Annotated in this window: 9 protein-coding genes; all 9 read right to left on the bottom strand. The window is 73.6% G+C overall.

What is annotated here, in order from left to right:
- Window positions 1-35: 35 nt before the first annotated feature.
- Entirely contained in the window at window positions 36-995 is a 960-nt protein-coding gene (galE, locus tag AB0D45_RS30090; RefSeq protein ID WP_361600675.1) for a UDP-glucose 4-epimerase GalE, read from the bottom strand.
- Window positions 996-1,131: 136 nt separating this feature from the next.
- Window positions 1,132-1,842 carry a LuxR C-terminal-related transcriptional regulator gene (locus tag AB0D45_RS30095; protein WP_361600741.1) on the bottom strand — a complete coding sequence of 237 codons (711 nt, stop codon included), beginning with the start codon at window positions 1,840-1,842 and terminating at the stop codon, window positions 1,132-1,134.
- Between the two features lie 133 nt (window positions 1,843-1,975).
- Window positions 1,976-3,532, bottom strand: coding sequence for a PQQ-binding-like beta-propeller repeat protein (locus tag AB0D45_RS30100; protein WP_361600672.1), 1,557 nt, complete (start codon window positions 3,530-3,532; stop codon window positions 1,976-1,978).
- Between the two features lie 164 nt (window positions 3,533-3,696).
- Entirely contained in the window at window positions 3,697-5,334 is a 1,638-nt protein-coding gene (locus AB0D45_RS30105) for a PQQ-binding-like beta-propeller repeat protein (RefSeq protein ID WP_362464836.1), read from the bottom strand.
- 185 nt (window positions 5,335-5,519) lie between these two features.
- Window positions 5,520-7,319 carry an ABC-F family ATP-binding cassette domain-containing protein gene (locus tag AB0D45_RS30110; RefSeq protein ID WP_361600667.1) on the bottom strand — a complete coding sequence of 600 codons (1,800 nt, stop codon included), beginning with the start codon at window positions 7,317-7,319 and terminating at the stop codon, window positions 5,520-5,522.
- A gap of 28 nt (window positions 7,320-7,347) precedes the next feature.
- Window positions 7,348-8,670, bottom strand: a complete 1,323-nt coding sequence (locus tag AB0D45_RS30115) for an acyltransferase family protein (protein WP_362464839.1) — start codon at window positions 8,668-8,670, stop codon at window positions 7,348-7,350.
- 102 nt (window positions 8,671-8,772) lie between these two features.
- Entirely contained in the window at window positions 8,773-9,675 is a 903-nt protein-coding gene (locus AB0D45_RS30120) for a 4-(cytidine 5'-diphospho)-2-C-methyl-D-erythritol kinase (RefSeq protein WP_362464842.1), read from the bottom strand.
- Entirely contained in the window at window positions 9,672-10,583 is a 912-nt protein-coding gene (gene rsmA, locus AB0D45_RS30125) for a 16S rRNA (adenine(1518)-N(6)/adenine(1519)-N(6))-dimethyltransferase RsmA (RefSeq protein ID WP_361600659.1), read from the bottom strand. The genes AB0D45_RS30120 and rsmA overlap by 4 nt, the downstream gene beginning before the upstream one ends.
- A gap of 2 nt (window positions 10,584-10,585) precedes the next feature.
- On the bottom strand, window positions 10,586-11,797 hold a 1,212-nt coding region (locus AB0D45_RS30130; protein ID WP_362464845.1), incomplete at its 5' end, for a ubiquitin-like domain-containing protein.

The following is an 11,797-nucleotide window of genomic DNA, read 5'->3' on the forward strand; positions in this document are numbered from 1 at the left end:
GGGTGCGGGGGGCGCGCGGGAGGGCGGCGGGAGGGTCAGGAACGCTGCTTGCGGGCGAAGTTCCAGGCGTCCTGCACGATGTTGGTGAGGTCCGAGCGGGTCGGGGTCCAGCCGAGGCGCTCGTGCGCCGTGCGCGCGGAGGCGACGAGGACCGCCGGGTCCCCCGCGCGGCGCGGGGCGACGATCTCGGGGATCTCCCGGCCGGTGACCTTGCGGACCGTCTCGATGACCTCGCGGACCGAGAAGCCGCTGCCGTTGCCGAGGTTGCACACCAGGTGCTCGCCCTCGGCCGCGACGCGCAGCGCCGACAGGTGGGCCTCGGCCAGGTCGGCGACGTGGATGTAGTCGCGTACGCAGGTGCCGTCGGGCGTCGGGTAGTCGTCCCCGAACACCGAGATGGACTCGCGCTCCCCCAGGGCGACCTGGAGCACCAGCGGGATCAGGTGGGTCTCGGGGTCGTGGCGCTCGCCGAACTCGCGGTAGGCGCCGGCGACGTTGAAGTAGCGCAGCGAGACCGCGGCCAGGCCGTGCGCCGCGCACTCCCCGGCGATCATGTGGTCGACGGCCAGCTTCGAGGCGCCGTACGGGTTGGTCGGCGCGGTCACCGAGGTCTCCGTCAGCACCCCGCCCGACGGCTCCCCGTAGGTGGCGGCGGTGGAGGAGAAGACGAGCCGGCGCACGCCGGCCTCGCGCATCGCGGTCAGCAGGGCGAGGGTGCCGCCGACGTTGTTGTCCCAGTACTTGCCGGGGTTGACCACGGACTCGCCGACCTGCGAGGAGGCCGCGAAGTGCAGCACCGCGTCGAAGGAGGCGTCCAGGTAGCGGGCGGCGTCCTGGATCCGCCCGTCGATCAGGGTCGCGCCCGCGGGGACGCCCTCCGCGAAGCCCGTGGAGAGGTTGTCGAGGATGGTGACCTCGTGTCCGGCCTCCAGCAAATGGGCGGCGACGACACTGCCCACGTAGCCGGCACCGCCGGTGACCAGGTACTTGCTCACTGCCACTCCTACCTCTCGCGGAAGCGCGCGGATGCGCGCGCTCTGGTGACTGGCTTACCGGATTCCGCGCCTCCGGGGAAATCGCCGGGAAAATCGCCGTGGGAAACCGCCCGGGGAGACCGCCGCCGTGCGGGACCTAGTCGCCGGGCGGCGGGACGGAGTCCTGCGGCCACGGCCGGGCCGGCGGCGCGGCCCGGTCCAGCAGCCCGGTACGGGCGGCCAGCGCGGCGGCCTCCAGGCGCGAGCCCACGCCGAGCTTCATCAGGACCCGCTGCACGTGTGTACGGGCCGTGCTCGGCGCGATCGCCATCCCGGCGGCGATGAGCCGGGTGTCCTCGCCCTCCGCCACCCGTACCAGCACCTCGACCTCGCGCGGGGTCAGCAGCCGCAGCAGCCGGCCGGCCTCGTCGTCGGGCTGCGCGGCCGGGTTGAGCAGCTCCGCGAAGGCCGCCTGGAGCAGCTGCGGGGCGATGGCGGCCTCCCCCGCCCGGGCCTTGGCCAGGGCCCGCTCGACGCCCTCGATGCGCTCGTCCTGGCGCACGTACCCCGAGGCTCCCGCGGCGAAGGCGGCCGCTATCCCGCGCGGGCTCGGCACCGGGCCCAGCACCACCACGGCGATCTGCGGGCGCTCCCGCTTGATCCGCACCACCGGCTCGAAGACCCCGGGCTCCGCCGGGACGGCCGTGCCGAACAGGCACACCTCCGGGGCGCGGCCGATGACCAGTTCGGCGGCACCGGCCGCCGGCGCGGCCGCCGCGAGCACGCGGTGCCCGCGGAGTTTCAGGGCCGAGGCGAGCGCCTCGGCCAGCAGCCGGTGCTCGTCGACCACCATGACCCGTACGCCCATCAAGGCTCCCACCCCAGATCCTTCTGACCCGGCAAGCTACACGCTTGTTCGACGGGGCGCGGCGGTTACCGCGCGAAAGCCCCCGATCGGTGGGTACCGTCCGGGGGCTTCCGCGATCGGGGCGGGCCGGGGGTCAGCTCGCCGCGAAGGAGACGAAGAGGTACTCGGGGTCGGCCTTGTCCGAGTACGGCTTGCGCACCGTGGTGCGGGAGATGAACAGGCGACCGTTGTGGTAGCGGAACTCCGAGTGGTCCAGCGAGAAGCTCGTCTCGGCGCGCTGGCTCGTCTTCTCCGCCGGGTTCTGCATGAGCAGGGTCTCCTTCATCGTCTTGCCGTCGATGCTGACGACCTGGCCGCCTCCGTCGTACGGGGGCACCTTGTAGGCGATGATGTTCGACCCGTCCATGCGCAGCGGGTACATGGTGTACCGCTCGCCCGCGTCGGCGCGGTCGCTGGTGGCCTTGCCGGTCTCCAGGTCGAAGGAGACGATCTCGTTGGTGCGGCCGACGGAGGCCGTTCCCTGGTGCTCGTAGGACGGCAGGTAGACCTTGCCGTTGCCGATGACCATGTTCGAGCACTGCTCGACCTCGGTGGCGGGGCACTTGGGGGCGTAGCTGCCGCCGGCGAGGCCGATGCGGGCCTTGAGCTGGCCGGCGTCGTCGAGGACGAAGAGGTCGCTGACGTTGGTGGCGTTCTTGGCGGTGTTGCCTACGTTGGCGGCGATGACGAGCGGCTTGGTGGAGATGATGCCGGCCCACTCGATGCCGGCGGACAGCTTGTACGAGTACTTCGGCGCGCCCGTGGCCGGGTCGAGGGCCTGCGCGTACAGCGTGGGGCTGGAGCTGCGGCCGCACTTGCGCAGGACGGCGAGGGCCTCGCCGCCGGCGTAGCCCATGTCGTAGCAGCCTTCGCCGTCGGTCTTGGGCGTCCACAGGGACTTGCCGTCGGCGAGGTTCCAGGCGGCGCCGCCGGACAGGCCGCCCGCGGCGACGGTCTGGCCGCTGATGGTGACCTCGCTGAAGGCGACCGGCTTGTCGCCGCCGGTGGCGGACTTGGCGGTGCCGGACCACAGGAGCTTGCCGGTGTTCAGGTCGATGACGCCGACCTGGGTGCACTGGGGGTACTTCTTGTCGTTGGTCGCCATGCCCTCTTCGAAGAGGATGGCGCTCTTGTTGTCGCTGACGTGCTTGGTGGCGCCGCAGACGTTGGCCGGGAGCGCGAGCTCCCACTTCTTGCCGCCGTCGACCAGGTTGTAGCCGACGACCTTCGCCACGTCGGACTTGACGTAGGTGGTGTCGGTCAGCCAGGAGCCGTCGACGGAGACCACGTCGGCCGGCGCCGGGCTGGGGACGTTGACCAGCGACTTCGACTTGGGGTTGGTCGGGACCTTCTCGCTGCCGGGGGTGCCGGCCTGGTTCTTGTCGCCCTCGGGCGAGCCGCTCGCGCCGTTCGCGGCGGGCTGGGCGCCGCCGTCGTCGCCGGAGACGTACCAGAAGCCGCCGCCGATGATGAGGGCCATGGCCAGCACGGCCGCCGCGACGATCAGCAGCTGGTTGCGCACGTCGTTGCCGCCGCCGCCCGCGGGCGCCGCGTACGGCTGGGCCGGGGCCTGGACGGTGCTCGGCTGCTGCGGGTAGCCGTAGCCGGGCTGGGCCTGCGGCTGCGGGTAGCCGTAGCCCGGCTGACCCACGGGCGGCTGGGGAACGGTCGGCGGCTGGGCCGGCGGCTGCGGGGGGCCGGGCGGCGGGCCGGGCGGCGGCGGGCCGCCGAAACCGCCGGACGGCGGCTGGCTGGGGGGCGGCGGGGTACTCATCGCGTGCTACTGCCTCTCGGTGGGGCGCTCGGTGGGCTCGTTCACTTGCCGAAGACCATCAGGAGTCGCTCGTCCTTGCCCTCGCCGATCAGCCGGGTCGCGGAGGTGAAGTACCGGCCGTCCTCGAAGGCCCGCACCTGGAAGGTGACCATCGAGCTCTCGATGTTGGCGGCGGGGCCCGAGGGCATGCGCAGCAGCACCTTGGGCTCGCCGCTCCCGGCCGCCATGGAGACCACCTCGCCGGGTTCGCGCAGGGCGTTGGAGCGGTAGGCGATGAGCTGGCCGTTGCCCGCCTTGACCGGGTACCAGTTGCGCTTGTCGCCGGCCTTGCGGCGCCACTTGGCCTTGCCGGACCCGAGGTCGAAGGCGACGACCTCGTTGTCGAACCCCTTGTCCGCGGCCGTGCGCAGGAAGAGGGTGTCGCCGTCGACCACCGAGTTGCCGCAGCCCTGGAGGTTCTCGATGCTGCCGGCGTTGCAGTTGGTCTCGAAGGAGCCTTCGGCGGCCATGCTGGCGCGCTTCTTGCCGTCGGGCGTCAGGGAGACGATGGCCCGCTTGCTCTCTTCGCGGTTGTTGATGTCGATGACGGTCGGGGAGACGGACAGGACGCTGCCGACGCGCCAGCCCTTGGGCAGCCGGTAGGTCCAGGTCTTCTTGCCGGTGACCGGGTCGGCGTCCTGGATCTCGGTGGTCTTGTCGTCGTCCATGCACAGGGCGACGGCGAGCAGCTTGCCGTTGCCGGCGGCGTACTGGCTCGGCTGGCAGCCCTCGGCGCTCTGGCCGGAGAAGAGCTTGTCGCCGGTGCTGAGGCGGTAGGCGCTGGTGCCGCCCATCCGGTTGACGACGAAGGTGTCGCCGGTGAGGGCCATGCCGACGGACGCGGCGCCGTCGAAGAGGTTCTCCTTGACGAGCTCCTTCGTCCAGCCCTCCTTGCCGGCCTTCAGGTCGACCAGCTTCATCTGGTTGCAGGTGGCGTTGGAGCCCTCGCCGTCCTTGACGGTCAGGACGGTCTTGCCGTCGGCGGTGGTCTGGTCGGCGTACCCGCAGATCTCGGTGCGGAAGTCGACTTTCCACTTCTCCTTGCCGTCGGTGACGGCGTACCCGATGACGGACTTGTCGACGGTCTTGACGACGGTGTCGCCGACCACCCACATCGCCGGGGTGGGGATGCCCGCGCCGGGGCCGGTGAGTTTGGCCGTCTTGAGCCACAGCACCTTGTCCTCGCCGGACTTGCGGCCGGCGTTGAGGTCGGTCTGCTCGGCCATGCCGTTGCCGCTGCCGTCGCCCTTGTCCACGGACGGCGAGCCGGAGGGCTTGGGGTCGGCGGGCGTGGTGCCCTGCGCGACGGGCGTCTTGGGGTCCTTGCCGTCGTCCCCCAGGAAGGCGAAGTAGGCGCCGGTGCCGAGTACGAGGACACCCGCGACCGCCGCCGCGACGATGACCGCCCCCTTGCGGCGGCCCGGGGCGCCGGGCGCCGGCGGGCCGGGGGGCATGCCGGGCCCGGGCGGCGGGAAGCCGTACCCGCCCTGCGCCACCGGCTGCGGGACGGTGGGCGGCTGCTGCGCGTACGGGTTGGCGCCCTGCGGCGGGTAGCCGTAGCCCGGCTGGGGCGGTCCGGGCAGGTGCCCGTAACCGGAAGGGGTCGGCGGCTGGTTCGGCGGCTGGGGCGGCTCGGTCATCAGCGCATACCTTCGGGTTCGGGCGGTGGGGCGATCCGGAGATCGAAAAGAACCGACCCTTTCTATCACCCGTGGCCGACACGCAGCGGGCCGGTCGCACCCCTGTTCCCAAGGGAGGACCGGCCCGTGACACGGCCGTTATCCGTCCGGCCGGCGTTTTCCTGGGCCCTGGCGGCCCCCTGGACTCAGGCCTCTTCGGCCAGTTCCAGCCAGCGCATCTCCAAGTCGTCGCGCTCGGAGATCAGTTCCCGCAGCTCCGCGTCGAGCTTGGCGACCTTGTCGTAGTCGGTGGAGTGCTCGGCGATCTGCGCGTGCAGGTTCGACTCGCGGTCCGACATCTTGTTGAGCTGGCGCTCGATCTTCTGGAGTTCCTTCTTCGCGGCGCGCGAGTCGCCGGACGCCGTCGTCTTGGCGGCGGCGGCCGGGGCCGGCGCGGGGGCGGCGGCCTCGATCATGCGCCTGCGGCGCTCCAGGTACTCGTCCAGGCCGCGCGGCAGCATCCGCAGGCTCGCGTCGCCGAGCAGCGCCATCACCGTGTCGGTGGTGCGCTCGACGAAGAACCGGTCGTGGGAGATCACGATCATCGAGCCGGGCCAGCCGTCGAGGAGGTCCTCCAGCTGGGTGAGGGTCTCGATGTCGAGGTCGTTGGTGGGCTCGTCGAGGAAGAGGACGTTGGGCTCGTCCATCAGCAGGCGCAGGATCTGCAGCCGGCGCCGCTCGCCGCCGGAGAGGTCGCCGACCGGCGTCCACTGCTTCTCCTTGGTGAACCCGAACTGCTCGCACAGCTGGCCCGCCGTCATCTCGCGGCCCTTGCCGAGGTCGACGCGGTCGCGGACGCGCTGGACGGCCTCCAGGACGCGCAGCGACGGGTCGAGCTCGCCGACCTCCTGGGAGAGGTAGGCCAGCCGTACGGTCTTGCCGACGGTGATCTCGCCGGCGGCGGGCTGGGTCTCGCCCTGGGTGCGGGCGGCCTCGGCGAGGGCCCGCAGCAGGGAGGTCTTGCCGGCGCCGTTGACGCCGACGAGGCCGACGCGGTCGCCGGGGCCCAGGTGCCAGGTGAGGTGCTTGAGCAGGGTCTTGGGCCCGGCCTGGACGGTGACGTCGTCCAGGTCGAAGACCGTCTTGCCGAGGCGGGCGTTGGCGAAGCGCATCAGCTCGGACTTGTCGCGCGGCGGCGGCACGTCGGCGATCAGCTCGTTGGCGGCCTCGATGCGGTAGCGGGGCTTGGAGGTGCGCGCGGGCGCGCCGCGGCGCAGCCAGGCCAGCTCCTTGCGCATGAGGTTCTGCCGCTTGGTCTCCTCGGTGGCGGCGATCCGTTCGCGTTCGGCGCGGGCGAAGACGTAGTCGCTGTAGCCGCCCTCGTACTCGTAGACGGAGCCGCGCTGGACGTCCCACATGCGGGTGCAGACCTGGTCGAGGAACCAGCGGTCGTGGGTGACGCACACGAGGGCGGAGCGGCGGGTCTGCAGGTGCTCGGCCAGCCAGGAGATGCCCTCGACGTCGAGGTGGTTGGTGGGCTCGTCGAGGACGAGGAGGTCCTGGTCCTCGACGAGCAGCTTGGCGAGCGCGATGCGGCGGCGCTCGCCGCCGGAGAGCGGGCCGATGACGGTGTCGAGGCCCTGGCCGAAGCCGGGCAGGTCGAGGCCGCCGAAGAGGCCGGTGAGGACGTCGCGGATCTTGGCGTTGCCGGCCCATTCGTGGTCGGCCATGTCGCCGATGATCTCGTGCCGGATGGTGGCGGCCGGGTCGAGGGAGTCGTGCTGGGTGAGCACGCCCATGCGCAGGCCGCCGTTCTGGGTGACCCGCCCGGTGTCGGGCTCCTCCAGCTTGGCGAGCATCCGGATGAGGGTGGTCTTGCCGTCGCCGTTGCGGCCCACGACACCGATCCGGTCTCCCTCGGACACGCCGAGGGAGATGCCGTCGAGCAGGGCACGGGTGCCGTACACCTTGCTGACTGCCTCGACATTGACCAGATTGACGGCCATCAGACGCGCTCCAGGGAAAGGGTGTGGATCAGCCCCTCAGCCTAACCCTCCGCGCCGACGCGGAACGTTCCACCAGCCAGGCGCCCCCCACTGCCATGCCGATGGCGGCGGGTGCGGTCACCGGAAGGGCGATCAGGGTGGCGCTGTGGCCCTCCAGCAGGCCGCCGAGGCCGGTCGTCGACAGGCCGAGGACGCCCAGCAGGCACAGGGTGGTGCCGAGGGCGGCGGCGGGGCCGCTGCCGGGGGCCGCGTCGGCGGTGCCCGGTGCCTCGAAGCGGCGCAGGCAGGCCACGAGCAGGGCGGTCAGGGCGGCCGCGAGGAGGATCCGCGGCGGCACCTGCGCCCACCAGCCGGCGGTGGCCGGCTCGGGCAGCGGCAGGCCCAGGGCGAGCTGGGCGGCGTACACGCCGAGCATGGCGGTGAGGTGCCAGAGGAAGGCGGTCATGGCGATGCCGTTGGCGGCGACGACCCCGCGCCAGACGCGCGGGCGGGCGAGCCAGGCCGTCGCGGGCCGGGCGAGCAGCTGCACGGCGCCGACCAGCCACATGCCGTGGCAGAGCAGGGCGAGGGTGGGCGGGGCCATGTTGGACACCTTCTCCCCGGGCATCCCGACCATGGACAGCGGGTACGGCCCGACGGCCACCAGCAGCACCGCCCCGGCGAGCCCGGCGGCCCCCAGGAGGGCGGGCCGGGTGATGCGGCCGTCGGCGCGCAGGAAGCCGAGCTGGTGCACGGCCAGCCACACGAAGGCGAAGTTCAGGAACTGCGCGTACGGGGCTCCGAGCGCGAAGCGCAGGACGTCGACCAGGGCCGCGGCGCCGGCCAGGGCGGCGAAGGCGGCCCAGCCGCGGCGGGCGTGCAGCCTCAGGAGCGGCGGGGTGAAGGCCACCATCGCCAGGTAGATCCCGATGAACCACAGCGGCTGCGTGACCATCCGCAGCGCGGCCCCCGTCAGCCGGCCGCCGCCCGCTCCGGCGAGCTGCACGGCCAGCGCGAGGGCCGCCCAGAGCAGGACGAAGACCAGGGTGGGCCGCAGCAGCCGCCGGAGGCGGGCGCGCAGGAAGACGGCGTACACGGGCCGGCCGCCGGCGCGGCGCTCCAGCGAGCGGTACGACAGGGCGTGCGAGAACCCGCCGACGAAGAAGAACACCGGCATGACCTGGAGCCCCCAGGTGAGCACCTGGAGCGGGGGCACGAGTGCGAGCAGGTTGCCCACGCCGTCGGTGCTGACGGCCGCCATCAGCCAGTGGCCGAGGACGACCGTGCCGAGCGAGGCGACCCGGAGCAGGTCCACGTACCGGTCGCGGGAGGCGGGCGTGGCGGCGGCCATGCCGCGTGCGCTGACTGTCATGCCCCCTACAGTCGCGGCCGCGCCCCGCCCTCCGACAGGGCGCAGATACTCAGCCAGCGCCTGGGTACCCGCGCCCGCGGCCCGCCGCCCGCCGCCCGCCCGTCAGGACGTGACGGCCGTGGCCCCCGGGGCGGGAGAGGAGGTGATCCGGGTGGCGCGGCAGGTGCCCGACGCTTCGAGGGCGGCGGCGACCTTGGCGGCGGACTCCGCGTCCCGGACCAGGAAGGCCGTCGTCGGACCCGACCCGGACACCAGCCCGGCCAGGGCCCCCGCGTCGGCGCCCGCCGCGAGGGTGGCCGCCAGCTGCGGGCGCAGCGACAGCGCGGCCGGCTGGAGGCCGTTGGCCCCGGGCAGCAGCGCGGCCAGCGCGTCGGCGTCGCCCGAGGCGAGGGCCGCCAGCAGTGCCGGCGAGGCCTCGGGCTCCGGCACGTCCGTACCGGCGGTCAGCCGGTCGAACTCCCGGAACACCGCCGGGGTGGACAGGCCGCCCTCGGCGACCGCGAACACCCAGTGGAACCGCCCGGCGGCCACCGGGGTGAGCAGCTCCCCGCGTCCGGTGCCCAGCGCGGCGCCGCCCACGAAGCTGAAGGGGACGTCACTGCCCAGCTCCGCACACAGGGCCAGCAGCTCCTCCCGCGGGGTGCCGAGCCCCCACAGCAGGTCGCACGCCAGCAGCGCGCCCGCTCCGTCCGCGCTGCCGCCGGCCATGCCGCCGGCGACCGGGATGTTCTTGGCGATGTGCAGGTGGACGGCGGGCTCGATGCCGGCCCGGGCCGCAAGGAGCTCGGCGGCGCGCGCCGCGAGGTTGCCGCGGTCCAGCGGCACCTGGTCGCAGTCGGGGCCCTCGCAGGTCACCGTCAGCTCCGCCGCCGGGGCGGCCGTGACCTCGTCGAAGAGGGAGACGGCCAGGAAGACGCTGGCCAGGCCGTGGAAGCCGTCGGGGCGGGCGGCGCCCACCGCCAGCTGGACGTTGACCTTCGCGGGGACGCGTACCGTCACGCTCACAGCGCGGGCCTCTCGACGGCCGGCTTGTGCTCGGCGATCGCCGCGAACTGCTCCACCGTCAGGGACTCCCCGCGCGCCAGCGGGGAGATGCCGGCGGCCGTCAGCGCCTGCTCGGCGGCGGCGGCCGAGCCGGCCCAGCCGGCCAGCGCGGCGCGCAGGCCCTTGCGCCGCTGCGCGAAGGCAGCGTCGACGACGGCGAAGACCTCGGCCTTGGAGGCGGTGGTGTCGACCGGCTGCGCGCGCCGTACGAGCGAGACGAGGCCCGAGTCGACGTTCGGCGCGGGCCAGAAGACGTTGCGGCCGATGGCCCCGGCGCGCTTGACGTCCGCGTACCAGGCGGCCTTGACGGAGGGGACCCCGTAGACCTTGTTGCCCGGTCGGGCGGCGAGCCGGTCGGCGACCTCGGACTGGACCATCACGAGGGTCCGCTCGATGCTGGGGAAGCGGTCGAGCATGGTGAGCAGGACCGGCACGGCCACGTTGTAGGGGAGGTTCGCGACGAGCGCGGTCGGCGCCGGACCGGGGAGTTCGGTGACGAGCATCGCGTCGGAGTGGACCAGCGCGAAGCGGTCCTTCCGGTGCGGCATCCGCGCCTCGATGGTGGCGGGCAGCGCGGCGGCCAGGATGTCGTCGATCTCGACGGCGGTCACCCGGTCGGCGGCCTCCAGCAGGGCGAGCGTCAGCGAGCCGAGGCCCGGGCCGACCTCCACGACCACGTCGTCGGCGCGCACCCCGGCGGTCCGCACGATCCGGCGCACCGTGTTGGCGTCGATGACGAAGTTCTGGCCCTTCTGCTTCGTCGGGCGTACGCCGAGGACGGCGGCCAGCTCTCGGATGTCGGCCGGCCCGAGGAGGGCGTCGGAAGGGACCTCGGGGGTCTGGTGGGGCTGCTGCTCTGCGGTGCTCACCGTCAAAGCCTACGGCCGCAGTGCGGCCACGGACTCGCCCCCCGCTGCACGTAGAGCTTCTTCGCCCGGTACGTCTGCTCGGAGGCCGGGGCGTCCTGGGGGCGGCCGCTGCCGCCGAGCGCCTGCCAGGTGCGGACGTCGAACTGGTAGAGGCCGCCGTAGGTGCCCGAGGGGTCGGTGGCGGAGGGGCGGCCGCCGGACTCGCACTGGGCGAGCGCGGCCCAGTTGAGGCCGTCGGCGCCGGAGACGGAGGTGGGCAGCGGCTTCGTGCCGACCAGGACCCGCTGGCTGACGGGTTCGCGGACGACCTCCTCGGCGATCTTGCGGGGCTGCTGGCGGACACCGTTGACGGTGCGCAGGGCGTACGTGACCCGGCGCGCTCCGGGCCGCCCGACGCGCTCGACGACCTCGGTGCCGGCGAAGAGCGCCGCGTCCTCGACGCGTTCGGTCTCGTACGGGATGCGTTCCTCGCGGACCTCGCGGGTGCCGGTGATGCGCAGCACGGTGACGGTCTGGCCGTCGCGGGGGAAGGAGTCCGGGGGGACGGAGGTGGTGTCCTGGCCGTGGAGGGTGATGCCGGCCTGGTCGAGGGCCTCCTGGACGGTGGCGGCGTTGGTGCGGATGGTGCGTTCGCGGCCGTCGGCCATGAAGGTGACGCCGCGTTCGGTGCGCACGCCGAGGGTGAGGCCGGAGCGGGGGACGGGGGCGGTGCGGGGGGTGGAGAGGTAGGCGCCCTCGACGCGGACGCCGAGCTGGCGCAGGGCGCCGTCGACGGTGCGGGCGGTGGTCCACACCTGGCGGGTGGTGCCGTCGAGGGTGAGCCGCAGGGGGCGGCCGTAGCGGACGACGACCTGCTGGCCGTCGTCGAGGGGGGAGCCGGGGGCGGGGGCGACGAGGTCGTGGGGGCCGACGCCGAGGCCTTCCGCCGCGAGGAGTTCGTCGACGTTCCCGGCGAAGGTGTGCAGGGTGCGCGGGACGCCGTCGACGGTGAGCCGCACCGCCTTGTCGGCGGCGACGAAGGCGGTGGTGCCGCCGGCGAGGAAGGCGACGACCAGCGCCTGGGGGATGATGCGCCGCCAGCTGTCGCGGGCGGCGGCGCCCTGGCCGACGGGGGTGTGTACGGGGCGCCTGCGCCGGCCCGACCCGGCGCCGGGCGGCCGGCCGGCGGCGGGGTCCGCGGCCGGGGCGGGCGGGGGCGGTTCCGCCGCGGGGGC

Source organism: Streptomyces sp. NPDC048352 (assembly GCF_040651895.1).
Taxonomy (GTDB): Bacteria; Actinomycetota; Actinomycetes; order Streptomycetales; family Streptomycetaceae; genus Streptomyces.